Genomic DNA, 24,874 nt, shown 5'->3' on the forward strand with positions numbered 1-24,874 from the left:
GTTGCGTGGGGCGCGGGATGATCCGCGATTCGGCCGGATCTCATCCGGGGAAGCGGACCGGCGCCACCCCGTCGGGGCCACCGCCGTTTCGGCAGCCGTCGCAGATCCCGGTGAGTTCGAGGGTGTGCTCGACCTCCGTGAAGCCCGTCGACCGTACGACGGCGGCGACCCACTCCTCGACGACGCCCGTGTCGAGGGGCTCGTCGCGGCGGCAGCGGCGGCATATGAGGTAGTGGCGGTGCTCGGCCTCGGGGCGGCACCGGTAGAGCTTCTCCCCCACGGTGTCGCGTACGACGTCGGCGCGGCCGGCGCGCTCCAGGTCCTGCAGCGCGCGGTACACGGTGGTGAGGCCGACGCGGTTGCCCGACCGGCCCATCACCTCGTGGAGTTCCTGGGCGGAGACGAACTCGGCGTGGTCGACCAGCGCCTGCGCCACCGCGGCGCGCTGACGGGTCGTGCGCCTGTTCGTCTCGGTTGCTGTGACGGCCACGATTGCCCCCCTGCCGGACGCTGTTCCTGTCCACGGGGCCCGGGGTCGGGGAAAGCACGCGGGGACCCCGGGCCGTGAAGGCCACCGGGTGCTGTGCGCGACAGCACCCGGTGGGCGCCCGCTCAGGTTCCGGAGGGAACCGGGGAGCGGGCGACTACACGGGCGAGGACCAGTGCCACGAGGGTCAGCCCGCCGAGGACCGCCGCCGTGCCCGCGAAGCCCCCGAGGGCCAGGCCCACCCCGCCGAGTCCGGCGCCGACGAAGACGCCGAAGCTCATCCCGGCGGCGTTGACGCTCAGGGCCGTGCCGCGCAGGGAGCCGCAGCGCCGTACCAGCAGGGTGGTGACGCAGGCCGCGACCGTCGCGTGCCCGACGCCGACGAGCGCCGTCAGCGGCAGGGCCAGCCAGAGCGAGCGGGTGAGGAAGACGCCCACCAGGGCGGCCATCGCCACCACCAGCGCGAACGCCATCAGGCGTTCCGCGGGAATCACGGCCCGTTCGGCGCTCAGCAGCCGGCCCGCGAACAGGTTCCCGAGGAAGAAGGACGTGCCGCTGAGCGTCCACACCATCGCGAAGGGGCCCGGCGCGAGCCCGAACCGCTCGTCGTAGAACGCGGCGAGATAGGCGAGGTAACCCATGAACGCGGCCGTGCGCAGCATGGCGACCAGGATCAGCGGCACCACCCCGGGCAGGGCCCCCAGGAGCCGGAACGACTCCAGGTAGCCGGGCCGCCCCGCCCCGCCGGCCTCCTCCTCTTCCGCGCGGGGCCCGGTCTTCCGGCGGCCCCGCAGGAGGAAGTAGAGGGCGAGCACGGAGCAGAGCGCGGAGATCGCCCACAGGTCGCCCTGCCAGCCCCACACCAGCGCCGGCAGCGCCACGAGCGGCGCCGCGAGGAGCGCGGTCAGCGACTGGGTGGCCGTGATGAGGGTGGCGGCACGGCCCGCGGCGGCGTCGTTGTCGAACCGGTCGGCCGCGGCCGCGGTCAGCGCGGGGTTCAGTACGGCCGTGCCGGCGCCGACCAGCAGGCAGAAGGCCGCCAGCAGCAGGAAGTCGCCGCTCGCGCCCAGTGCCGCCGACACCGCGAGCACGGCCAGGCCGCCCGCGGCCGCCCACTCCCTGCGTACGCGGTCGATCAGCGGTGCCAGCGCGGTGCCCACCGCGAGGGCCGCCAGGCCGCCGAGGCCGCGCAGCTGGCCCAGCGCCGCGACGCCGCCGCCCGACTCGTCGGCGATGGGGACGAGGAAGGTGCTGTAGATGGTGAAGGGGACCAGGCCCACGGCGGAGGCCAGCATGAAGGGCCACAGGAGACGGCTCATCCGCAGGTCGCCGGGTACGGCCCCGGTGTCCGGGCCCGTGTCGTCCGCCGGCCCCGGGCCGCCCTCGGAGGGTTGCGGGGAGGTCACGGGACTCTGGGTGTCGCTGCTCATGCCCGCTCCGCCCGGTACCGGTACAAGGCGGTGGCGTCGGCGCTGAACTGGGAGAAGGGGAACGGCTCGGCGGACAGCGCGGTCACGCCGGCGCCGAGGAAGGCCCGCGCGACGGCGCTGCCGGTCTGCGCGTACACCACCAGCGGGATCCCCTGCTTGCGGCAGTGCTCCAGGATCTGGTCGAAGCTGCCGTTGCTGAGGGTCATGCCGGTGGCGACGACGGCGTCGGCCTTCGCCAGCACCTCGGCCATGTCGTCGGTGACGGGGTCGCCCCAGTTGGTCGTGCGCAGGTTGAAGTCGCAGGGCAGCGGGACGCCGCCCTGTTCGCGTATCGCGGCGACGAGCGGGTTGACGACGCCGATGAGGGCGACCTTCGCCCCCGGGGTGATGTCGAGGAGGCCGGCGACGGCCGCGTCCCTGGCCTGCGCCCGCGTCTCCGGCGTACCGGTCGGCAGGATGACGGTCTCGGCGGCCGCCGCGTCGCGGTGCGGCCGTACGCGTCCGAGGTAGGCGTCGAGCGCGGCGATGCGCACGGGCGCCGACTCGTGGCGGATCAGCGTGTCGAGAGTGTGCCCGGAGGCGTCGGCGCAGAAGTCCGGGACGATCTCGCCGGCTTCGAAGGAGCAGGCGCCGAAGGCGTCCCCGGAGCGGAGCAGCAGGTAGTGGTTGCGGTACGTGACCTGGCTGCCGGCCAGGCGCGTGGTGTGGTGGAGCCAGAAGGCGCTGGTGACGGCCAGCTCGCCGGGGAGCGGCCCGAAGTCACCCGCCAGGACGGCCTCCTGGAGTTCGGGTACGGACTGCGGCTGTGTGGAAGACATGGCGGTTCCTTCTCGGGTGGGTACGGACACGGGTGCGTGGGGCGGCGGAAGGCGCCGCGCGGGGCGCGGCGCCGGCGCTGCGACGCGGGAGGTGGTACGGGAGGGGGAGGAGGGGCAGGGCGGGCCGGCCGGTCGCCCGGCGCGGCGGGGGAGGCCGGCGGGCTCGGGGCGCCCGGCCGGAAGCACGGCGGCGGGGAACGCCTGCCCGACGCCGCCCGGGCGGGTCCGCGGCGGGACGCGACGGGGCCGCGGGAATCGGTACCGGACCGGTCGGGGAGGTGACGGTCACGGCGCCGCGCGCCGGGCCTCCGGTCGGGCGCGGGGGAGTGGGCGGCCCGCCCCGCGACGGGCTACGCCTTCTCGGGCACCAGGACGGGCGCGCCGCGCAGCAGCGCGCTGTCGGCCGGTGGCCAGTCCATCGCGGACCACGGGTGCCTGAGCTGGTCCTGCGTCGTCACCTCGTGGGGCCGCATGGCACCGAGGCCCGCGGCCTCGGAGTGGTGGGCGTAGGCGCTGTCGACGTAGCGGTGCCCGGTGTCGGCGGCGAGGAAGACGTACGTGCGGTCGGTGTCGCGCTCACGCTCCCAGAGCGTGGCCAGGTACGCGGCGCCCGCGGACAGGCCGGCGAAGATCCCGCTGACCCGCAGGAGTTCGACGGCGCCCGACATGGCGTAGTCGAAGTTGACCCAGTGGATGCGGTCGTACAGGTCGTGCCGGACGTTCTGGAACGGGATGGAGCTGCCGATGCCGGCGATGATCATGTCGGGGTCGGAGACGTGCTCGGCCCCGAAGGTGACGCTGCCGAACGGCTGCACCCCGACGAGCGTCACGTCGCGGCCCGCCTCGCGCAGGTAGGTGGCGATGGCGCCGGTGGACGCGCCGGTCCCCACGCCTCCGACGAGCGCCAGGGGACCGTCGGGGACCTCCTTGCGGATCAGGTCGGCGACATCGCGGTAACCGAGGTAGTGGATCGCGTCGTGGTACTGCCGCATCCAGTGGTAGTGCGGGTTCTCGCGCAGCAGTTCACCGATCCGCTCGACGCGGAGGTTCTGGTCCAGGCGCAGGTTCTTCGAGGAGCGGACCTGCTCCAGGGTGGCGCCGAGGATCTCCAGTTGCACGCGGAGCGTACGGTCCACCGTGGTGGAGCCCACGATGTGGCAGTTCAGGCCGTACCGGTGGCAGGCCAGGGCGAGCGCGTGGGCGTAGATGCCGCTGGAACTGTCGACGAGGGTGTCACCGGGCTCGACCTGCCCGGTCTCCAGCAGGTGACGCACCGCGCCGAGCGCCGAGTACAGCTTCATGGTCTCGAAGCGCAGACAGATCGCACCCGGCGGGACGGTCACCACGTCCGGTTCCTTGACGGCCTCGGCTATGTGCTCGTGCATGTCCTCGTCCTTCCGTCAGACGGCTTCGTGCCGGATGAGCTTGAACAGGTACGCCTGGCAGTTGTCGCCCTCCCACGTCTGCCGGTGCAGCACGACGGGGCGGAATCCGGCGTCGATGCCGTAGCCGACGATCCGCTTCAGCTCGGCGGTGTTGGACACGATCAGGTAGATCTCGCCGTCCGGCGCGAGCAGGTCGCGGGCGACGATCTGGTCGAAGAAGCGCAGGACGATCTCGGCGCCCACGCAGACGTTCCGCACCACCGTCGGGTCGTCGCTCGTCCTCGTGCTCACCGCGGGCGGGTTGAAGGTGACGACGTCCAGCCGGGCGGAGTCCGGGAACTCCTCGAAGAGGTTCGACACCAGGGGCCGGAAGGTGGTGCCCGGCCGGTCCCCGACGATGCGCGCGTAGTGCCCGGCCGCCGTGGCCACGCTGTCCGGGTGGACGTCGGCCGCGTAGACCTCCCGCGCCCCCAGGGTGCCGGCGATCACGGCCTCGACGCCGAGGCCGACGCCCATCGCCGCGTACGAGCGGCCCTTGACGGGAATCGTGCCGTCCAGCAGGCGGTCGTGGACGATGCGGCTGGTGTCGCCCGGTTTGAAGACCCCCGGCGGCAGCGTGAACGTCCAGCCGTTGTAGTCGTAGGTCCGCTCGGTGTGGATGTCGGACTTGGAGCCGCTGTTGATGGCGAGGATCTCGTCCCTGGGCAGCGTGTCGGGCAGCGATTGCAGCAGGGCGCGGGGGTCGTCCTGAGACGCCGCGGCGCCGGCTGCGGTCCGGTCGGTCATGGGTCCTCCGTGGTCGGGTGGGAAAAGGGGAGTCCGTGTGGTCAGGGGGCGGATGCGGTCGGCGCGGTCGGATCCGGGGCCGCCCGTCCGGTACCGGGGTCACGGCGCCGACCGGCTGCCGGGTGAGCGCGGCCCGGGGCGCGCGGCGCCTCGTCGGGCGTGCCGGTCCCGGCGACGCGCCCGCCGCCGACGACGACGCGGCGGTCTACGGGGGCGGGGAGTTGCGGGTCGCGGCCGACCCGGAGGGGCGCGCTGCCGTGTCCCTCGCGTGACCGCGCGGCCGGGCGCGTGCGGCGGGGGCGGCTCCGGCGCCCGCCCCGCCGCACGCGGCCGGGGCGAGGGGCTCTCGGAGGTCACGGAAGATCGGCATGTTGCTCCCAGGGCGCACGTGGTGGACCCCGGACCACGGCCATGGAACGGTGCGGAGGGGGCGTGAGCAGCATTCAACAACTGAAAACGATTGTCAATCTAATCTGATAAGCAGTCAGGGTGTGGGTGGCGGCCGGGTCCGTGATGGCCGGTGCGGACCGCCCGCGTTCCGCGCGCCCCCGTGCGCGCGGGGCGAAAGGTCCGCCGGAGGCCCGGGGGCGGCGTGCGGCCGTGGGGTGGGGCGGCGAGGCGCGCGAAGCCGATGGCGTCGCCACGCCCCGCGCCCCGCGTCCCGCGCCCCGCGTCCCGCGCGCCGTCGCGCGCCCGGCGTGCGGACGGGGCGACCCCGTCAGCCGGGTGCGGCGCCCTTGTCGGACTCTCCTCGCCGTACTCCACTCCGCCCGGGAGCTCCGTGTCTGTGACCGGAAGTGGGGGCGGAGGGGGGCCGGATGTGGAACCCGGCCCCGCTGTCACCTCATTCGCCTCCGCGCCCGGCGGGGGTGATGCGGCGTCACCCGCACCGTTCCCGGGCGGGTGGACCGGGGTGCGGGCGGGTGTGGAGGGGGTGTCCACCGGAAGGCTCGTATTGATTATCGTTTTCATATAAGCTGACGCCGCTGTCACCCTCGGACGGGAGTTTGCATGGAACCGCACGACGTGGCCGCCGGATCGGCAGAAGGAGCGGAGAGCTCCGACCCGCTGTTCGGCGCGCTGTGGTCGCCGATCGGTGCGGCCACCGTCAAGGCCGCGCGCCTGCGGCCCGGCGCGCACGTGCTCGACGCGTGTTGCGGCTCGGGGGCGTCCGCGATCCCGGCCGCCGAGCAGGTCGGCCCGCACGGCGTGGTCGACGCGGTCGACCTGGCGGAGTCCTCGCTCGTACGGGGCCGCGCCAAGGCCGCGTTCCACGGCCGCTCCAACGTGCGCTTCGTACACGGCGACGTCCTCGAACGGCCCGCACCCCCCGGTGGCTACGACGCCGTGGTGTGTGCGCTCGGGATCTGCGAGTTCCCCGACGCGGCGGCGGGAACGGAGCGACTGCTGGGGCTGGTGCGGCCTGGCGGCCGCCTCGCCGTGGCCATCTGGGCCCAGGGCGCGCTCGAACCGCTGCCCGAGGTGCTCCGCCGGGCCGTGGCGCCGGAACGGTCGCGCCCCGCCGACGTCCCCCCGCCCGCCGATCCGCTCCAACCCCTCGCCACACCCGGGCCGTTCCGGGAGTGGCTCACCGCCCGTTCGCTGTCCTTCGTCGACGTGCGGCACGTCCCGCTCGCCGTACCCGGCGACCCCGACCTGCTGTGGTCCCTGGTACCCGGCATCGGGTTCGGGGGCCTGCTCGACGGCCTGCCCGCCGCCGCGGTGGAGCGCGTCCGCCGGCGGTTCGCCGAGGGCCTGCGCGCCGAGGGCCGCGACACGGTCGACTTCTCCGTGCTCGTGGGTACGGGGACGCTCCGCCGCGTCGCCCCACCGCGCCGCCCCCGAGGCGCCCGTCCCTTGCCGACCGCCGGCCGGCCCGTCGTACCGCTGCCGCAGACCGGTTGACCTACAGGAGATCCATGTCCCGTCGTCTTTTCACCTCGGAGTCCGTGACCGAGGGGCATCCCGACAAGATCGCTGACCAGATCAGCGACACCATTCTCGATGCGCTGCTCCGGGAGGACCCCGCCTCCCGCGTCGCCGTCGAGACGCTGATCACCACCGGTCTCGTGCACGTCGCCGGCGAGGTGACCACCAAGGCGTGGGCGGACATCCCGACCCTCGTCCGGAGCAAGATCCTGGAGATCGGTTACGACTCTTCCAAGAAGGGCTTCGACGGAGCGTCCTGCGGCGTGTCGGTGTCCATCGGGTCGCAGTCCCCGGACATCGCCCGGGGTGTCGACACCGCGTACGAGAAGCGTGTCGAGGGGGGCTTTCAGAGGGACGAGGACGACGAGCTGGACAAGCAGGGCGCCGGTGACCAGGGCCTGATGTTCGGCTACGCGTCGGACGAGACCCCGGAGCTCATGCCGCTGCCCATCCACCTGGCGCACCGGCTCTCCCGCCGCCTGACCGAGGTCCGCAAGAACGGGACCGTCCCGTACCTGCGCCCCGACGGCAAGACCCAGGTCACCATCGAGTACGACGGTGACAAGGCCGTCCGCCTCGACACGGTCGTGGTCTCCTCGCAGCACGCCTCGGACATCGACCTCGAGTCGCTGCTCGCGCCCGACATCCGCGAACTCGTCGTCGAGCACGTCCTGGGTCAGCTCGTCGAGGACGGCATCAAGCTCGACACCGACGGCTACCGGCTCCTGGTGAATCCGACCGGCCGCTTCGAGGTCGGCGGTCCGATGGGCGACGCCGGCCTCACCGGCCGCAAGGTCATCATCGACACGTACGGAGGCATGGCCCGCCACGGCGGCGGCGCCTTCTCCGGCAAGGACCCGTCCAAGGTCGACCGCTCGGCCGCCTACGCCATGCGCTGGGTCGCCAAGAACGTCGTCGCCGCGGGCCTCGCCTCGCGCTGCGAGGTCCAGGTCGCCTACGCCATCGGCAAGGCCGAGCCCGTGGGTCTCTTCGTCGAGACCTTCGGCACCAACACCGTCGAGACCGAGAAGATCGGGAACGCCATCGCGGAGGTCTTCGATCTCCGGCCGGCCGCGATCATCCGTGACCTCGACCTGCTCCGTCCGATCTACTCCCAGACCGCCGCGTACGGCCACTTCGGCCGTGAGCTGCCGGACTTCACGTGGGAGCGTACCGACCGCGTGGACGCCCTGCGGGCGGTGACAGGGATATGAGGAGGGACAGCGAGACCGCGGCATCACCACGCCCGCGTCCGTCACTCGCCTGGGACGAGGGGTGCGTCCTGGCGGTGGATCAGCGGGCACTGCCGCATGACTACCGCCTGCTGCGGCTTGAGACGGTCGACCAACTGGTCGACACCATCACGTCGCTGGCCGTCCGCGGAGCGCCCGCCATAGGTCTGGCCGGTGCCCTGGGGGTGGCGCTCTCCGCCCACCGGCACACCTCCGACGGGAGGACCGACGAAGCGTCCGTGAAGGCCGATGCCGCGCGGCTGTCCGCAGCCCGGCCCACCGCCGTCAACCTGGCCTGGGCCGTCCGTCGGGCCGTCGGGCGGCTCGCAGACGGGCCCCAGGCCGTTCTCGCCGAGGCCATGACCATGCTGGAGGAGGACGCCGCGGTCAACCGGGCAGCCGTCGTACGGGCCGCCGACCTGGTGCAGTCGCTGGTCCCGGACCGGCCGGTCCGCATCCTCACCCACTGCAACACCGGCCGCCTGGCAACTGCCGCTGTCGGCACCGCACTCGGCGCGATCATCGAGTTGCACGGGCGAGGCCGGGTCGCTGAGGTGCTCGTGGACGAGACCCGGCCGCTGCTCCAGGGGGCCCGGCTCACCGCATGGGAGTTGGGTGAGGCGGGTGTGCCTCACCGGCTGTGCGTGGATTCCGCCGCCGCCGCTGCCATGGCCCGGGGGATGGTGGACTGCGTGCTGGTGGGGGCCGATCGCATCGCCGCGAACGGCGACGTGGCGAACAAGATCGGCACGTATGGTCTCGCGGTCGCCGCCGCACGGCACGGCCTCCCCTTCGTGGTCGTCGCTCCGGAGTCCTCCTGGGACCGCGAACTGGCCGACGGCTCGGGGATCGTGGTGGAGGAGCGCGATCCGGGTGAGGTGACGGGATTCGCGGGAGCCTCGGTCGCCCCCGCCGGTGCCGCTGTGTTCAACCCCGCTTTCGACGTCACCCCGGCCGACCTGGTCACCGCGATCGTCTCCGAGGCCCGGGTGTTCCGGCCCCAGGGTTCCCCGGGCACGAGTGACCTGCGCGAGGTGCCGGCATGACGCCCACGGTCGTCGACGACGCCGAACGGGAGCGCGTCGGAAGCGAGATCGCGGCGGTCTCGCGCGCTTTGTACGAGCGCGGCTGGATGCCGGGCACCGCGGGCAACGTCTCGGTGCGTCTGCCGGGCGGGACTGCCCTGATCACCGCCAGTGGCCGGGACAAAGGAGACATGACCGCACAGGACATGGTCGTCGTGCGGGCGGACACGGGAGAGGAGGCAGCCCCAGGGCCGCTGCGGGCGTCGGCCGAGACGACGATCCACTCCGCGATCTACCGGACCACGGACGCGGATGCGGTCATCCACGTCCACTCCCCTTACGCCACGGCCGTCGCGTGCCGCGCCGGCCGCCGTACGCACCTGGACTCCCTGCGCATCGAACGGTTCGAGCTGCTCAAGGGCCTGGGACTGGCCGACCCGACAGGGACCGAGGTACCCGTCTTCCCCAACTGGCCCGACGTTCCCCGGATCGCGGCGGACGTGGCCGGCCATCTGGCCGCCACACCGCAGGCGCCTCCCGCCCTTCTGATCACCGACCACGGCGTCACCACATGGGGACGCGACCTCGCCCAGGCCCGCAACCGGCTGGAGTGCCTGGAATCGATCTGCCGGCTGCTGCTCATGGTCGGCCCCGGGCTGCCCGCGGAAGCGAAGGAAGGCGTGAACCCATGACCCTGCTTCAGGTCATGCCGGACGACGATCCCGGAAGGGTGCTGCTGCGCACCCGGGACCACGACCGCATCACAGAGGTCCTGGGGGCCTGTTCGGTGGCTTTCGGCCGCTGGCCGCTGCGTGGCGCCATCACCCCGGACACCAGCCCGGAGGAGGTGCTGGCCCGCTACCGCGCCGAGGTCGACGAGCTGTGCGCGCGGGAAGGACTGAACCTGGTGGACGTCGCCCGGCTTCACCCGCAGGAGAGCCCGGAATGGGAGGAGCGGGCCGCCGAGGCGCGTTCCACCTTCCTGGAAGAGCACCGGCACACCGAGGACGAGGTGCGCTTCTTCGCCCACGGCACGGGATGCTTCTACCTCCGTCTCGACGGCAGGGTCCACGCGGTGGTGTGCGAGGCGGGCGACCTGCTCTCCGTGCCGGCGGGCACCCGCCACTGGTTCGACATGGGACCGCGTCCGGAGTTCGCCGCCATCCGCTTCTTCGAGAACGAGGACGGCTGGGTGGGCGACTTCACCGGCGATCCCATCGCCCGCCGATTCCCCCGCCTCGACGCGCTCCTGGCGCCGGAAGGGGCGACGTGATCCTGTCGACGGTGAGGGCGGTGGTTCTCGACATCGAGGGCACCACGGGCTCCGCCTCCCACGTGCACGACGTGCTCTTCCCGTACGCCCGGGAGCGCTTCGCCGACTGGCTCGCGGCCCACCGGGGGGAGGCTCCGTGGACGGAGCTGATGGAGGAGATACGGACCCACACCGGTGATGCCCGCCTCGACGAGGGCGGGGCCGTCGCGGCGCTGACCGCCTGGTCCGACCGGGACGTCAAGGCGCCGCCGCTGAAGAGGGTCCAGGGGCTCATCTGGGCCGAGGGGTACGCCCGCTCCACGCTGACCGGCCACGTCTACGACGACGTGCCCGAGGCCCTGAGCCGGTGGCGGCAGGCGGGGATCGACCGTTACGTCTACTCCTCGGGGTCGGTGGCGGCTCAGCGCGACTGGTTCACGCACAGCGACCACGGCGACCTCAGCGCGCTCCTGAACGGCTACTTCGACCTGTCCAGCGCGGGCGGCAAAAGGGAGCCGGAGTCCTACCGGGCCATCACACGTGCCATCGGCGTTCCGGCGGACGAGACGGTCTTCTTCAGCGACGTGGGAGAGGAACTGGACGCGGCCACCGCCGCCGGGTGGAGGGCCGTGGCCGTACGGCGCCCCGGAGACCCGCGCGGTGGGGCGGTGCCCGGACACCCGACCGTCCCCGCGCTGGACGACGTACAGCTGCACCGACGAACCAGACGGGAAGAGGAAACACGGACATGACCGTCAGCGGCAACACCCCGGCGGCCGGCATCGGCGTGATCGGTGGCAGTGGCTTCTACGAACTGCTGGACGACGCGGAAGAGGTCCGGATCGACACGCCTTACGGTCCACCGTCCGACGCCCTGATGCTGGGAACGGCCGGGGGGCGGCGGGTGGCGTTCCTGCCCCGGCACGGCCGTGGCCACCGCATCCCGCCGCACAAGATCAATTACCGGGCGAACCTCTGGGCGATGCGGTCCGTCGGCGTTCGCCGGATCCTGGCGCCCTGCGCGGTCGGATCCCTCCGCCCCGAGCTGGGCCCGGGCACCATCGTGGTCCCCGACCAGCTGGTGGACCGGACCAGCGGGCGGATCCAGACCTTCTACGACGAAGGTGCCGTCCACGTCTCGTTCGCCGACCCCTACTGCGAGCACGGTCGCGAAGCGCTCCTCAAAGCGGCAGCCGCCGCCGGGATCGAGGTGGTCGACGGCGGCACGATGGTCGTGGTCGAGGGCCCCCGGTTCTCCACCCGTGCCGAGTCCCGGTGGTTCGCGGCGGCCGGCTGGTCACTGGTGAACATGACCGGTCACCCCGAGGCGGTCCTGGCCCGGGAACTCGCCCTCGGCTACACCGCCGTGGCGCTCGTGACCGACCTGGACGCGGGAATCGACGCGACACAGAGCGTCGCGCAGGAAGACGTCTTCAAGGTCTTCGCCGAGAACACCCAGCGCCTGCGCCGCGTCGTGCTCGACGCCATCGGGCTGCTCCCCGAGAGCGACGACTCCCCGTCCGCCCGCGCACTCGACGGCATGACCCTGCCGATCGACCTGCCCTGAGCAGGCCCACACCCACGGGCGGATGCCACCCGTCCCACCAGCACGTTCTGTTCGATCCGGAAGGCCAGTCCTATGTCACCGCCAGCGATCTCCGCGCCCTCGGCGAGCAGCGGCGCCGATACCTCAGCCGACGCGGCGCCCCCCGACCCCCCGACGGAGGCGAAGGGCCGGCTCTCCTCCCCCAAGGGCCTGGTCCTCGCCTGCGCCGTCCTGTTCGCCGTCCTCCTCGCCTCGGCCGTGGTGGCCATCGGCCTGGGAGCCGCCGTGGTCACGCCGGGGGAGACCGCCCGGTACCTGTGGGCGGCCGTCAGCGGCGGCCGCATCGCCGCGGACGAGCTGACCACGTACCAGATCATCTGGCAGATCCGCACGCCGCGGGTGCTGCTCGCGGCGCTCGTGGGGGCCGGGCTGAGCGCGATCGGCGTGGCCATCCAGGCCATGGTGCGCAACGCGCTCGCCGACCCCTTCGTCCTGGGCGTCTCCTCGGGCGCGTCCGTCGGAGCCGTCGGCGTCACGGTCACCGGGGGACTGGCGGCGCTGGGCATCTACGCGGTGTCGGCCGGTGCCTTCATCGGGGCCCTGGTCGCGTCCCTCCTGGTGTACGTCGCCTCCTCCAGCCGGGGCGCACTGTCCCCGCTGCGCCTCGTCCTGACGGGCGTGGCCATGTCGCTGGGCTTCCAGGCGGTGATGAGCCTGATCATCTACTTCGCCCCGGACAGCGAGGCGACCAGCATGGTCCTGTACTGGACGATGGGCAGCTTCGGCGCCGCGAACTGGGGCGCGCTCCCCGTCGTGTCCGCGGTCGTCGTCCTCGGCCTGGCCGTGCTGTACCGGTACGGCCGGGCACTGGACGTGCTGGCCCTCGGGGACGAGACCGCCGCGAGCCTGGGCGTCGACCCCGACCGGCACCGCAAGGCCCTGCTCGTCCTGGCCTCGCTCGTGACGGGCGTGATGGTCGCCGTCAGCGGCGCCATCGCCTTCGTCGGACTGGTCATGCCCCACCTGGTGCGCATGGTCGTCGGTGCCACCCACGCCCGTGTCCTGGCCGTGGCACCACTGGCCGGAGCGATCTTCATGGTGTGGGTCGACCTGGTGTCCCGGACGCTGGTCGCACCGCGCGAACTCCCCCTGGGCGTCATCACCGCGCTCGTCGGGGTGCCGGTGTTCATCGTCCTGATGCGCCGCAAGAGCTACCTGTTCGGAGGTCGTTGAGATGGACCTCAGGCTTGACGGGCTGTCGGTGGTGACCGACGGCAAGAGCCTCGTACGCGACCTGTCCCTGGAGGTGGAGAGCGGCCGGGTCGTGGGCCTGGTCGGCCCGAACGGAAGCGGCAAGTCCACCGCCCTCCGGTGCGTGTACCGCGCGCTGCGCCCCAGCTCCGGCACCGTCTGGGTGGGCGAGCGGCAACTCACCGACCTGCCGATGCGCCGCTCCGCCCAGATCGTCGCGGCCATGACCCAGGACGGCGCCGTCGACCTCGACTTCACCGTCGAGGAGGTCATCGCGCTCGGCCGCACGCCGCACCTCCAGGGCAACCAGGCGCTCAGCCGCCGGGAGCGCGAGCTGTGCGAGCGCGTGATGGACCGGCTCGACATCCGCCACCTCGCCCGGCGCGGAGTCCTGACCCTCTCGGGCGGCGAACGCCAGCGCGTCCTGCTGGCCCGGGCACTCGTCCAGGAGCCGGAGATCCTGGTGCTCGACGAGCCGACCAACCACCTCGACGTGCGCCACCAGGTCGAACTGCTCTCGCTCCTGCGCGACTCGGGACTCACCGTCCTCGTCGTGCTGCACGACCTCAACCTCGCCGCGGCCGCCTGCGACCGCCTCGGTGTCCTGCGCGACGGTCGCCTCGTCGCCACCGGCACGCCCGAGGACGTCCTCACCACGGAACTCGTCGACGAGGTGTTCGGGGTCAAGGCCAGCGTCGTGTCCCACCCGCTGACGGGTGACCCGCAGTTGTTGTACTCGCTCCATTCCTCCCTGTGAAAGGCACTACCAGGTCATGACCATGACGCGATCTCCCCGCTCGGCGCGGCAGCGCACCGTCCTCGGCTCCGCGCTCGCGGCCACGCTGCTGCTCGGCGGCTGCGGCGCCGAGGTGGAACCGGACGCCAAGGCGTCCGAGAAGGTCACCGTCAAGAGGTGCGGTGAGCCGGTCGAATACACCGTCCCCCAGCGCGCCGTGGCGTACGAGGGCGGAAGCGCCGACAAGCTGTTCAGCCTCGGCCTGGCCGATCACGTGCACGGCTACGTGATGCCGCCGGCGAACCCGCCGGTGACGGAGTCACCGTGGGCGAGCGACTACGCCAAGGTGAAGATGCTCAGCGACGACCTCCTCAACAAGGAGATCGTCGTCGAGGCCAAGTCCGACTTCGTCGTGGCCGGATGGAACTCGGGCTTCAAGGACGAGCGGGGCATCACCCCGGAGATCCTGGACAAGCTCGGGATCCAGAGCTTCATGCACAGCGAGAGCTGCTTCAACTACCCCGAGTACCCCGAGAAGCTCACCCCGTTCGAGGCCCTGTACACCGACCTGGACCGGCTGGGCAAGATCTTCCGGGTCGAGGACAAGGCGAACGAGGTCGTCGCCGGGCTGAAGAAGCGGGTGGAGGCCGTCAAGGCGAAGGCGCCCAAGGGCGATCCGGTGCCGGTCTTCCTCTACGACTCCGGCACCGACCAGCCCTTCACCGCCGGCAACCAGGTCCCGCCCGACGACATCATCGAGAACGCCGGCGGCAAGAACGTCTTCGGCGGCCTCGACCAGCGGTGGACGCAGGTGAACTGGGAGGCCGTCGCCAAGGCGGAGCCGGAGGTCATCATGATCCTCGACTACGGGGACCTGCCCGCCCAGAAGAAGATCGACTTCCTGAAGAAGTCCCCCCACACGAAGGGGCTGCCCGCCGTCAGGAAGAACAACTTCTTCATCCTCGACTACAACGAGGGCATCAGCGGGCCGCGCAACATCGACGGCCTGGAGAAGTTCGCGAAGTACCTGGGCGAGCTCAAGCGCTGACCGGACCGCAGCACACCGGGGCCGTGCACGATCCGCACGGCCCCGGTGTCCCGGCCCGCGGGGTCCGGACGGCCGCCGCGCCGGGGCAGCGCCGCGGCGAGCCCCCGCGTCACGGTCACCCCCGCCGGCGGCACCGGCGCCTGCCGGCGGGTGGCGGAGGGCCGGTGGCCGGAACCCGCCGCCGCCTCGCCCCGCCTGCCACGGGGATGATGGCCCGCCGAGCAGCGCCGAGCGCCTCGCGGGGCTGCTCGGCGCGGCCGGCCGACGGGCCGGGCACCGCGTGGGGAACCGTTTCGCCCGCACCGAGAAAGGCCACGGATGACCAGGACCACCGCTCACGAGGCCGACCGCGCCGATCAGGGACTCGGCTACGCCGTCAACGGCCCCTACTACGACATGATCTTCCCCGAGCAGGAGCGGGCCTCCCTGGCGGACGCCCTGCGGCGGCTGGTGTCCGGGGCCGGCGTGGTCGCGGAGATCGGCCCCGGTACCGGGGTCTTCACCGAGACCCTGCTGGAACTGCTCGGGCCGGACGGGCAGATCTTCGCGATCGAGCCGACGCGCGTCATGCGCGCCGCCCTGGTGACGCGGCTGTCCCGCATACCGGCAGCCGCGGACACGGTGACCGTGCTGCCCGAGGACGCGCTGGAAGCCGAGGTGGACACACCGCTGGACGCCGTCGTGATGTTCAACATGATCATGCACTTCCCGCCGGAGCAGCGGGTCCGGCTCTGGCACAAGTGGGCCGGCGCGCTCCGCCCCGGCGGTGTGCTGGTCATGGAGTCGCAGCACCCCCAGACGGCGACCGCGGTCCCCCCGGCGGTGATCCCCGGCCGCACGCTGGGACGGCACCGCTACGACGTGCTCGCACGGGCCGAGGCGGCGGGCGAGGACCTCGTCCGCTGGGCGATGACCTACCGGACCTGGCGCGGCGACGCCCTGCTCCGGGAGGAGACCGCGGAATTCGACTGCCATGTCGTCTCCGACGGGACACTGGCCGCCGAACTGTCCGCGGCGGGCCTCGAACCCCACCCGGCCGCCCCCGAAGGCATCCAGGCCTGGCGCAGGGTGAAGGCGCCCTGACCCCTCTCCGCACCACCCCCTCCCGCGGACGCGGGACGCTCGTCCACGACGGCTCGGACCCACAACCGCCCCCACGGCCGTGCCGGGAGGGCAGGGGCCGAAAGTCAGGCCCCGCCGGCCGGGGGCCTGCCCGTCCCCCCCCGGGGCGGCCACGGGCGTCACAGGCCGTCGCGCGACCACTCCCTCACGTCCCAGACGCGAACCGTGCCCTCCTCGTCCCCGGTGACCAGGTGCCCGCCGTCGAGGCTGAAGTCCAGGCACAGGACGGGCGCCGCGTGACCGCGCAGGGTGGTCAGGCGCCGGGGGCTGCTCCACGCGTCCCTGCCGTAGCGGTAGAGGTGGACGTCGCCCTCCCCCGTGGTGTCGTCGCTCCGGTACGGGGAGACGGCCAGCAGCGGCGCCGTCGGGTGGAAGGCCCCGGCGCGCATGGCCGGCAGGTGCTGGGGCGGGGACTTCCGGCCTTCCCCGCCACCGCCCGGGGTCCGCCACAGTTCCGTCCCGCCCGGGCCGACCACGGCGATCCGCCCGTCGAAACGGCTCACGAGGAGCGAGTTCCCGAAGTCGCCGTACTCCGTGGCGAAGAACTGGTCGTCAGAGGTCAGGACGTACCGTGTGCCCGGCAGTGCCTTCTCCCCCCGATCGAAGCCGGCCGCCCCGCTGCGCCAGGCCCCACCGGGTCCCAGCACGAGCAGCGTGCCGTCGCCGAGGAACGCGAGACCGGTCGGTTCCTCCACGGGCACGTCGAGCCACGTGCCGGGAAGCCGGTGGGGACGGCCGTCGTCCCGGGGCTGCGCCGACACCTCGCCCAGCTCCCAGACGGCCACCTCCTCGTAGCCGTACAGGGCTGCCATGTACCGGTTGCCGGGGGCGATGGCGAGATGCGCCTCGTAGACGTCGTCCGCCATGGCTCTCGGCCGGTCCGGCACCAGCGTGCTGCCCACGGCGAGATCACTCAGTCGCAGGGCGGAGACGCCCTGACCGTCGGGGACGTAGAGGACGCCGCCGTCGGCCGAGAACTCGAGGTCGTGGGAGCCGAGGAGTTCGCCCCATACCTCGCGGAGCCCGCTGTTCCGTCCACCACCGGAAAAGCGTGTGACGGCGCGCGCCCAGTCGTCCCACAACAGCACCGGGCCTTCCTCGAGGGCCAGGGCGATCTGGGGGTCCGTTCCGGGCCGGAACCGTACCGCTCTCACCGCTCGCCCGGCGGGGTCGGTGAACTGGGCGACGCTCGAGTCCCAGTAGCGCCGGGCGAGCGCTCCGGTGGTGCCGGCGGCCGCGACGGCGATGCCGGCCGTCAGGAGCGTCCTGCGCCGGACGCCGGCGGGCGCGCCGGTGGTCTCGGCGGCCGGAGGCGCCGCCTCACCGGCCAGCGCTTCCTGCAGCCGGATGTGGCGGAACTGGTAGGCGCCGCCCGCCTGGCGGAGGATCCCGCGTCGCCGCGCGTCCGCGAGGAAGTCCATCAGCCGCCAGGGGAGTCTCCCGTTCGCCGCCAGCCAGACCCTGGCCACCACGAAACGGGGCCAGGCCCGGCTCATGAGCAGCAGGAGGGTGAAGGCCGCCCCGGGCAGCAGCAGGCCGAACCCGACCGGGTCACGCCAGTCCGCGACGCCTCCGGACACCTCGTCCCAACTGTCCGTGAGGAGCGTCGTCAGGTCGAATCGCGCGGGCCGCCCCGCCCAGTTCGTCAGGAGCCGCAGCAGCAGGTCTCCGCCGAACCACCCCGCGAACCAGGCGGGCAACCCCACCAGGGCCACCACCGCCCCCGCCGCCCCGGCACTGACGATCGACGAGCGCCGGTCCTGGGCCAGCAGGAGCGCCGGACTGACCTGGGCGGCGTGCGCCGGTGGCGCGTCGAGCCACTTGTGGACGGCGAAGCCCAGGCCGGCGACCACGATGAGCGCGACCACGACGCCGGCCAACTCCGCGAAACCCTCCACCCCTGACAGGGTCCGACTGTTCACCGGGTCCTCGAGGACGTTCATCCCGAAGAGCGTCGCGCTGAAGGGGAGCAGGACCAGCGCGGAGAGGCTCGCCCCGGTACGGAACCCGTCGTACAGCCGTCTCCGGGACTGTCTGACCGACCAGGCCAGCCGCCCCGGCGGTCGTGAGCGGGAGGCGTACCAGACGACGGAGTTGAGCAGCGCGAAGACGATACCGACGATCATGGCGAGGGCGAACGCCTCGGCGTGGCCGTCCGGCCCCGGATCCCCGCTGAACAGCGACCACACCATGACGCCGCCCACCAGCAGCCCTCCCAGGCCGAATCCGGGCCACACGCCCGCCCGGGGGGACAGGAGACGGCCGCTGAGCCGCCACCACTCCAGGTCCCGTTCGCGGTGCTCGTGGAGGTGGCGGGCGAGGAACGCCAGGTACCCGCGGGCCTGTTCCGGGGTCCAGGGGGCCTGCCGCGGGGTGCCCTCGGGAGCGGTGGGGTCGGGGGCGTAGGCGGCGTCGACCAGACCGTGCAGGAGGTGGTCCTCGACGGCGTACCGGGAGTCGAAGCGGTCGGTGTCGAGGAGTTCGGCGGGGTCACCGCCGCGGCGGTACACCAGGCGGGCGGCGGTGACCATCAGCGGGGTCGACAGCGCCCCGGCCAGCGGGCTGTCCGGCTGGGCGCGCAGGTGGGCGCGGACCGGTCCCCAGTCGACGCCGGGCGGCCGGTCCGCGTCCTGGAGGTAGGTGACGGCGTCGGCCGGCGTGACGGGCAGGACCTCGACGACCGCGGCCTGGCGCAGCGTGGGCGCGCCACCGCGGATCAGTTCCTCGTACTCGACGGCGCGGCAGGTGACGACCAGGGGCCGGTCGCCGCCGGTGGCCTGGTTGAGGGCGCGGACGGCGCTGCGGCGGGCGGACTCGGGGATCTCGTCGAGGCCGTCGAGGACGGGGATCAGGAGACCGTGGGAGAGGAGGGTGCGGGGGATGTCGGTGCGGCCGTTGTAGTAGGGCTGGGCCATGGCCCGGACGATCCAGTCGTCCAACCGCTCGCGGACCGGGTCCCAGGAGGAGACCGGCAGCAGGACGGGGACCGGTGCGCCCTGCTCCCGGGCGGCGAGCAGGCCGAGGGTGAGGAGGAGGGCGAGGACGGTCTTGCCGGAACCGGGCTCGCCGACGACGACCAGGCGGCGGTGGGGGACGCGGCCGTACCCCTCGGCGAGGCGGGCGATCACGTCGTCGAACGGTCCGTCCGACCGGCCGTCCAGCCTCAGCCGCAGGACGCGGGAGCCGGCGGGGCCGGTGCGGAGGGTGTCGGCGATGTCCCGTTCGGTCGTCGTCCACGCCAACGGCAGGACCCGCGGATCGCGCAGGCGGCGTGCCCGGGCCTCGTCGAGCCACTGCTCCCGCAGCCTGAGCGCGAGGTCGTCGGCGAGGGCGGCGGGATCCAGGGGTGTCTCCGCGGTGCGGAAGTACTCCAGCAGCGGGGGGACCAGCGCGGCGAGGCCGACGAACAGGCCGGCGATCGCGGCCACGGCGTCGCGGGCGCCGTCGCTGTCCGGGATCGTCATGCAGACGGCGAAGACGAGGCCGGCCAGGGCCAGAGCACCGAAGGCGAGGACGCGGGCGGCACGAAGACGTGAGTGCCGGGGAGTTCGCTGGAGCACGCCTCCCAGTCTGGTGGGGCCGGCAGACCACTGTCAGGCGGATGACGCAAGGCGGGAGCACCGACGAGGTGGCGACCGTGGTTCCGGATCCCTCCGGCCCCCGGAACCCGGGGTTCGGGGAGGGCGACGGCGGCGTGTCGGCGTTCACCCCCGGGCCACCGGGCGGTCGCCGATCCCCGGTGGTGTGCGGGAAGTCGTCGGGCAGGACGCGGCGGACGCGCGTCGGACGGATCGAGGGAAACCGCTCACCGCCACGGGGGATCACCCGGTGGGGTGAAGCACTACCGGGGGTCCGGTGTCATGCCGTGGTCGTCACCGCCGGTGCGCCGGTCGGCGGGGTGGGTGCCGTACCAGTCCAGGCACAGGACCGTGGCATCGTCTCTCAAGCGGCCTCCGCAGGCATCGTGGACGGCGGTGACGAGGGCCCGGACGGTCTCGCGCGGGTGGAAGAGACGGGTGTCGCGGATGAGAGCGGCCAGGTCCGCATCGGCCGCGGCGCGCTCCTGCATGCCGTCGGTGAGCAGCACCAGCCGGTCGTGCGGGCGCAGCTGGAACCGCTGGACCCGGTGGGCGTGGGGGGAGGGGATGCCGAAGGGGAGGTTGGCGTGCAGGGCGAGTTCCTCCACGACGCCGTCGCGCAGCAGCAGGGGCCGCGGGTGGCCGGCGTTGACCAGTTGGACGAGGCCCTCGTCGAGGGAGATGCGCAGGAGCTGGCCGGTGGCCAGGCCGCGGTCGTGGTCGAGGAGGGCCTGGTGGGCTCGGCGGGCCTGCTCCGCGATGTCGCAGCCGAGGCGCCGGGCGCCGCGCAGCGCGCCCAGCAGGAGGGTGGCCAGCAGCGCGGAGTCGGTGTCGTGCCCCATGGCGTCGGTGATGGACAGGTGCAGTGTGTCCTGGTCCAGGGCGTAGTCGTAGGTGTCGCCGCCGATGTCGTCGGCGGGCACGAGACCTCCGGCCACGGCGAACTGGGCGGCCTCGCAACACGAGGCGGAAGGCAGCAGCTGGTGTTGGATCTCGGCGGCCAGGCTCGTCGGTGTGGTGCGCCGGCCGTAGTGGTAGAGGTCGGTGAAGCGCCGGTCGGTGACGATGATGTACGCCAACGCGTGCGCCGCCTCACCGACCTGGCGCAACACTCTCTCGTCGGCGTGGGGCAGCGTCACCTCCAGCACGCCGATGCAGTCGCCGCGGTTGGTGACGGGCGCGACCGTCCGGCAGCCGCCCTCCCCGTCGGATTCCACGTGCAGGTGCTGGGACCTCAGGACCTTCTCGTACGTGCTGCCCCGCAGGGCGATGCGGGACGCCTTGCGGCCGTCCGCCGCTCCGTCGGCCGTGGTGAGCCGGACGAGCTCCTCCCCGACCAGGTCGGCGAACAGGAACGACACACACAACGCCCCGAACCGCTTCTGCAGGTTGCGTGCCACGACGCCGACGGAATCCACCGGGGAAGCGCTCTCCGCCTCCGCCAAGACGTCTTCCAACCCCAATGTGTCGCCGTTCACAGCAGCCTCCCTCGGTCGCTGGTCCTTGTGCCCGGGCTTCGCTTCCTCTCACCTGGCAACCGGTCACAGAGCGTTTCCCCCGGCGCGCGAGGAGTGCGGCCCGCCCCGCCGCGACGACCGCGCGGGGGGTCTATGCCCCGGCCGCCGCACGGTCTCCTCGCCGTTCCGGCGGCACGGGCGCCGCCCGGGCCCCGCACCGCGCACGGCGCTTTCGGCGCCACGACGGCTGGGGCCGTTCCTCCCGGCCGTACCCCCGCCCGCCCTGGCCGCCCCGGCCCGTGGCGGGCCTCGCCGCCTGCGACGGACAGTGGTCGCGCCAGCTCCGGGCCCCGTCCCGGGCCGGACATCCGCCCTCGCGTCGAGGGCGAGGCCGCCGGGGGCGCCGGTGCGGCAGGCGGTCCGCCGTCCCGGACGGCGGGCCGGGTACGGACGCGAGCCGCGGCATCCTGGGGCACCGCGGCTCCGGCGGTCGACGGGACACACGACGGGACACACGACGGGGCACACGAGACACACGACGGGGCACACGACAGGGGCCCGTCGTCTTGCGTGGTATCACGCCTCGATGGACCCGCTCGTCCGCGAACGCGTCCGAGGCGGCCGGCGCCGTCCGGGCGCCGTGCGGCGCCCACGTCCCTGTACGAGAGAGGAACACCACCCGTTCATGACCGACCACACCAGCCCCACCGCCGTCCCCGGCGGCGGGACGCCCGGCGTCATCGTCGTCACCGGCATCTCGGCCGCGGGCAAGTCCACCGTCGCCCAGGCGCTCGCCGAGCGCCTGCCACGCTCGGTGCACGTACGCGGTGACGCGTTCCGCCGCATGATCGTCAACGGTCAGGCGCACATGACGGCCGAGGCCCCGCCGGAGGCCGTCGCCCAGCTGCGGCTGCGTCACCGGCTGGCCGCCGCGTCCGCCGACGCCTACGTCGAGGCCGGCTTCACCGCCGTGCTCCAGGACATCCTGCTCGGCGAGCACCTGGCGGAGATCACCCGAATGGTCAGGAGCCGTCCGCTGGCCGTCGTCGTGCTGGCGCCCGACCCGGAGGTCGTGGCCCGGCGCGAGGAGCGGCGCTCCAAGACCGGCTACGGCCCCGACTGGCAGCCGCGGGACCTCGACAGGATCCTGCGGGACGACACGCCCCCGATCGGGCTGTGGCTCGACACCTCCCGCCAGACCGTCGACGAGACCGTCGACGAGATCCTGAAGCGGGCCTGGTCCGAGGGCGCCGTCTCCTGACCCCCGCGGTCAGTGGGGGTTCCTGCGCGGCTTCAGGGGCACGGAGGGCAGCGTCGGGGCGGGCAGCGGGGGGCCGTCGTAGCCGTGCACCGTGCCGAACCTGGAGGTGTTCGTCCAGTCCGACCGGGCCTGTGCGATGTCCTCGTGGGTGCGGCCGACGAAGTTCCACCACATGATGATCTCCTCCTGGAACGGCGGCCCGCCCAGGAGGATCAGCCGCGCGGCCGCAGGGCCCTCGTTCGTGAGGGTCAGCGTCGTGCGGCCGGGGGCGGCGTACCCCAGTTCGGTCGGCCGCAGGGGGGTTCCGTCGAGGCGGACGTCGCCGGTGTCGACGAGTACGCCGTGCTCGAACGCGGCATCGACGTCGAGGACGACCGCGGCACCCGGGGCCACCGACACCTCTGCGCCCAGCAGGGGGGTGAAGGTGCGCACCGGCGAGGTGTCGCCCGCGAGCGTGCCGAGGAAGACGCGGGCCTCGCCGCCGTCCAGCGGCACCGGGGCGGGGACGTGGTGCTGGAAGTCGCGTGCCGCGCCGCGGTGCCGTTCGGGCAGCGCCACCCACAGCTGCACGCCGTGCAGCAGCGTGGTGCGGGGCGTCGACACCTCCGAGTGGCTGATGCCGTGGCCACCCGTCATCAGGTTCAGTTCCCCGGGCCTGACGAAGGCATGGGTGCCGAGGCTGTCGCGGTGCTCGATCTCGCCGCTGAAGAGCCAGCTCACCGTCTGCAGTCCGGTGTGCGGGTGGGGGGCGACGTCCATGCCGCCGGTGCGCGCGACGTCGTCCGGGCCGTAGTGGTCGGCGAAGCACCACGCCCCGATGAGCGTGCGGGCGCGCTGGGGCAGGGTGCGCCGCACGGTCATCGCGCGCGGGCCGCCGAGCGGCACGCTGCGCGCCGACAGCACCTCCACGCCGGGCCGGGGCGGTTCGGCCGTCCGTGCTCCGCAGACCGTCTCGGCGGGGTGCGTTTCCGTGTTGCTCACCGTAGGGACCCTTCCTCGCCCAGAAATGTTCGATTTTCAACATCCATACGAGGATCATAGGACTCCTCACGGCCGCCCGCGCGGTGGAGGAGCGCACGGGACCCGGGGCTGGACCGGGTCCCGGCCGGGCTCGTCGACGCCGGGGTGCTGCGGCCCGACGCGTGCGCGTACGCCCCGGTCCGCGCGTCCGCGCAGACCCCGCGGGCCGGCGTGGTCCTGCGTCCGCGTGGCCCCGTCCGCGCGGGGTTTCGTCGGTGTGTCGCCGGGCCGGACGCCGTGACAGGCTGGATGTGACGCGCGCCGCGGACCGGGCCCGGCGGGCGCTCCGACCCGCGCGGAGGGGCGGGGAATCCATGGGGGAGTCGCGCCGTTGGGGTCGATGGTTGAATAGACAATCAAAGGGAGTGGTCCACCATGCAGTTCGGCATCTTCACGGTCGGGGACGTGACGACCGACCCGACCGACGGGCGCACCCCGACCGAACACGAGCGGATCAAGGCCACGATCGCCATCGCCCGCAAGGCCGAGGAAGTGGGGCTGGACGTGTTCGCCACCGGTGAGCACCACAACCCGCCCTTCGTGCCGTCCTCGCCGACCACGCTCCTCGGATACCTCGCCGCCGTCACCGACCGGATCACCCTGTCCACCTCGACGACGCTGATCACCACCAACGACCCCGTGAAGATCGCCGAGGACTACGCCTACCTGCAGCACATCGCCGACGGCCGCGTCGACCTGATGATGGGCCGCGGCAACACCGCCCCGGTCTACCCGTGGTTCGGCAAGGACATCCGGCAGGGCATCCCGCTGGCGATCGAGAACTACGCGCTCCTCCACCGGCTCTGGCGGGAGGACGTGGTGGACTGGGAGGGCAGGTTCCGTACGCCGCTGCAGGGCTTCACCGCCACCCCGCGCCCGCTGGACGGCGTGCCGCCGTTCGTGTGGCACGGATCGATCCGCTCCCCGGAGATCGCCGAGCAGGCCGCCTACTACGGCGACGGCTTCTTCCACAACAACATCTTCTGGCCCATGTCCCACACGCGGCAGATGGTCGAGCTGTACCGGCAGCGGTTCGCGCACCACGGCCACGGCACCCCCGAGCAGGCCATCGTGGGCCTCGGCGGCCAGGTCTACATGCGGCGCGACTCCCAGGACGCCGTACGGGAGTTCCGCCCGTACTTCGACAACGCGCCCGTCTACGGCCACGGCCCGTCACTCGAGGAGTTCACCGAGCAGACGCCGCTCACCGTCGGCTCCCCGCAGCAGGTCATCGAGCGCACCCTCGGCTTCCGCGACGCGGTCGGCGACTACCAGCGCCAGCTGTTCCTGATGGACCACGCGGGCCTGCCCCTGAAGACGGTGCTCGAACAGATCGACATCCTCGGCGAGGAGGTCGTCCCGGTGCTGCGCAAGGAGTTCGCGAGCATGCGCCCGCCCGGCGTACCGGAGACCGCGCCGGTCCACCCGGCCGTCGCCGCCCGCCGAACCGGCGCCGGGGAACACCGCCCGGGACGGTGAACCGCCGGCGGGGCCGCGTCCCCGGCCGGGGC

At 73.0% G+C, this 24,874-nt stretch carries 22 protein-coding genes; 14 read left to right on the forward strand and 8 right to left on the reverse strand.

What is annotated here, in order from left to right:
* Nucleotides 1–40 precede the first annotated feature (40 nt).
* From IE106_RS06010 to IE106_RS06030, 5 genes are all read right to left on the reverse strand, one after another.
* A complete protein-coding gene (locus IE106_RS06010; protein ID WP_229840081.1) occupies nucleotides 41–490 on the reverse strand; it encodes a Fur family transcriptional regulator in 450 nt (149 codons plus the stop codon).
* Nucleotides 491–612: 122 nt separating this feature from the next.
* On the reverse strand, nucleotides 613–1,917 hold the full coding sequence (locus IE106_RS06015; RefSeq protein WP_229840083.1) for an MFS transporter: 1,305 nt from the start codon (nucleotides 1,915–1,917) through the stop codon (nucleotides 613–615).
* A complete protein-coding gene (locus IE106_RS06020) occupies nucleotides 1,914–2,735 on the reverse strand; it encodes a Rossmann-like domain-containing protein (RefSeq protein WP_189530560.1) in 822 nt (273 codons plus the stop codon). Before IE106_RS06020 ends, IE106_RS06015 begins: the two co-directional genes overlap by 4 nt.
* Nucleotides 2,736–3,085: 350 nt before the next feature.
* Nucleotides 3,086–4,120, reverse strand: coding sequence for a pyridoxal-phosphate dependent enzyme (locus IE106_RS06025; RefSeq protein ID WP_189530562.1), 1,035 nt, complete (start codon nucleotides 4,118–4,120; stop codon nucleotides 3,086–3,088).
* A gap of 15 nt (nucleotides 4,121–4,135) precedes the next feature.
* Nucleotides 4,136–4,906 (reverse strand): class I SAM-dependent methyltransferase, encoded by a 771-nt coding sequence (locus IE106_RS06030; protein ID WP_189530564.1) that lies wholly within the window; start codon nucleotides 4,904–4,906, stop codon nucleotides 4,136–4,138.
* 122 nt (nucleotides 4,907–5,028) lie between these two features.
* Here IE106_RS06030 and IE106_RS06035 point away from each other — a divergent pair, with 122 nt between their 5' ends.
* From IE106_RS06035 to IE106_RS06090, 12 genes are all read left to right on the forward strand, one after another.
* On the forward strand, nucleotides 5,029–5,178 hold the full coding sequence (locus IE106_RS06035) for a hypothetical protein (protein ID WP_189530566.1): 150 nt from the start codon (nucleotides 5,029–5,031) through the stop codon (nucleotides 5,176–5,178).
* A gap of 739 nt (nucleotides 5,179–5,917) precedes the next feature.
* Complete coding sequence (locus IE106_RS06040) at nucleotides 5,918–6,811, forward strand: class I SAM-dependent methyltransferase (RefSeq protein ID WP_189530568.1); 894 nt, start codon at nucleotides 5,918–5,920, stop codon at nucleotides 6,809–6,811.
* A 14-nt stretch (nucleotides 6,812–6,825) separates the two neighbouring features.
* Nucleotides 6,826–8,049 carry a methionine adenosyltransferase gene (gene metK, locus IE106_RS06045; protein WP_189530570.1) on the forward strand — a complete coding sequence of 408 codons (1,224 nt, stop codon included), beginning with the start codon at nucleotides 6,826–6,828 and terminating at the stop codon, nucleotides 8,047–8,049.
* A 74-nt stretch (nucleotides 8,050–8,123) separates the two neighbouring features.
* A complete protein-coding gene (gene mtnA / locus IE106_RS06050; protein ID WP_229840085.1) occupies nucleotides 8,124–9,113 on the forward strand; it encodes an S-methyl-5-thioribose-1-phosphate isomerase in 990 nt (329 codons plus the stop codon).
* Nucleotides 9,110–9,784, forward strand: a complete 675-nt coding sequence (gene mtnB / locus IE106_RS06055) for a methylthioribulose 1-phosphate dehydratase (RefSeq protein ID WP_189530574.1) — start codon at nucleotides 9,110–9,112, stop codon at nucleotides 9,782–9,784. The genes mtnA and mtnB overlap by 4 nt, the downstream gene beginning before the upstream one ends.
* Nucleotides 9,781–10,365: a 1,2-dihydroxy-3-keto-5-methylthiopentene dioxygenase gene (locus IE106_RS06060; RefSeq protein ID WP_189530576.1), complete on the forward strand. Its 585-nt coding sequence runs from the start codon at nucleotides 9,781–9,783 to the stop codon at nucleotides 10,363–10,365. Before mtnB ends, IE106_RS06060 begins: the two co-directional genes overlap by 4 nt.
* Nucleotides 10,362–11,096, forward strand: coding sequence for an acireductone synthase (mtnC, locus tag IE106_RS06065; RefSeq protein ID WP_189530578.1), 735 nt, complete (start codon nucleotides 10,362–10,364; stop codon nucleotides 11,094–11,096). Before IE106_RS06060 ends, mtnC begins: the two co-directional genes overlap by 4 nt.
* On the forward strand, nucleotides 11,093–11,911 hold the full coding sequence (locus IE106_RS06070) for an S-methyl-5'-thioadenosine phosphorylase (RefSeq protein WP_189530580.1): 819 nt from the start codon (nucleotides 11,093–11,095) through the stop codon (nucleotides 11,909–11,911). The genes mtnC and IE106_RS06070 overlap by 4 nt, the downstream gene beginning before the upstream one ends.
* 72 nt (nucleotides 11,912–11,983) lie before the next feature.
* Nucleotides 11,984–13,123, forward strand: coding sequence for a FecCD family ABC transporter permease (locus IE106_RS06075; RefSeq protein WP_189530582.1), 1,140 nt, complete (start codon nucleotides 11,984–11,986; stop codon nucleotides 13,121–13,123).
* A gap of 1 nt (nucleotide 13,124) precedes the next feature.
* Entirely contained in the window at nucleotides 13,125–13,898 is a 774-nt protein-coding gene (locus tag IE106_RS06080; protein WP_189530584.1) for an ABC transporter ATP-binding protein, read from the forward strand.
* A gap of 16 nt (nucleotides 13,899–13,914) precedes the next feature.
* Complete coding sequence (locus IE106_RS06085) at nucleotides 13,915–14,925, forward strand: ABC transporter substrate-binding protein (RefSeq protein WP_189530586.1); 1,011 nt, start codon at nucleotides 13,915–13,917, stop codon at nucleotides 14,923–14,925.
* Between the two features lie 318 nt (nucleotides 14,926–15,243).
* Complete coding sequence (locus tag IE106_RS06090) at nucleotides 15,244–16,008, forward strand: methyltransferase domain-containing protein (protein ID WP_189530587.1); 765 nt, start codon at nucleotides 15,244–15,246, stop codon at nucleotides 16,006–16,008.
* 158 nt (nucleotides 16,009–16,166) lie between these two features.
* Here IE106_RS06090 and IE106_RS06095 read toward each other — a convergent pair whose 3' ends face one another.
* Nucleotides 16,167–19,607 carry an NACHT and WD40 repeat domain-containing protein gene (locus IE106_RS06095; protein ID WP_189530588.1) on the reverse strand — a complete coding sequence of 1,147 codons (3,441 nt, stop codon included), beginning with the start codon at nucleotides 19,605–19,607 and terminating at the stop codon, nucleotides 16,167–16,169.
* A gap of 281 nt (nucleotides 19,608–19,888) precedes the next feature.
* Nucleotides 19,889–21,103 (reverse strand): PP2C family protein-serine/threonine phosphatase, encoded by a 1,215-nt coding sequence (locus tag IE106_RS06100; RefSeq protein WP_189530589.1) that lies wholly within the window; start codon nucleotides 21,101–21,103, stop codon nucleotides 19,889–19,891.
* A gap of 664 nt (nucleotides 21,104–21,767) precedes the next feature.
* On the opposite strand from IE106_RS06100, the gene IE106_RS06105 reads away from it, so the two are divergent.
* Nucleotides 21,768–22,343 carry an AAA family ATPase gene (locus IE106_RS06105; protein ID WP_189530590.1) on the forward strand — a complete coding sequence of 192 codons (576 nt, stop codon included), beginning with the start codon at nucleotides 21,768–21,770 and terminating at the stop codon, nucleotides 22,341–22,343.
* Between the two features lie 9 nt (nucleotides 22,344–22,352).
* Here the strand turns inward: IE106_RS06105 and IE106_RS06110 are convergent, their stop codons facing one another.
* The gene (locus tag IE106_RS06110; protein WP_189530591.1) at nucleotides 22,353–23,324 is read right to left on the reverse strand and encodes a pirin family protein; all 972 of its coding nucleotides are present in this window, start codon (nucleotides 23,322–23,324) and stop codon (nucleotides 22,353–22,355) included.
* Between the two features lie 414 nt (nucleotides 23,325–23,738).
* Between IE106_RS06110 and IE106_RS06115 the strand changes: the two genes are divergently transcribed.
* Nucleotides 23,739–24,842 carry an LLM class flavin-dependent oxidoreductase gene (locus IE106_RS06115; protein ID WP_189530592.1) on the forward strand — a complete coding sequence of 368 codons (1,104 nt, stop codon included), beginning with the start codon at nucleotides 23,739–23,741 and terminating at the stop codon, nucleotides 24,840–24,842.
* Nucleotides 24,843–24,874: the final 32 nt, after the last annotated feature.

The organism is Streptomyces roseolilacinus (genome assembly GCF_014649335.1).
Lineage (GTDB): Bacteria > Actinomycetota > Actinomycetes > Streptomycetales > Streptomycetaceae > Streptomyces > Streptomyces roseolilacinus.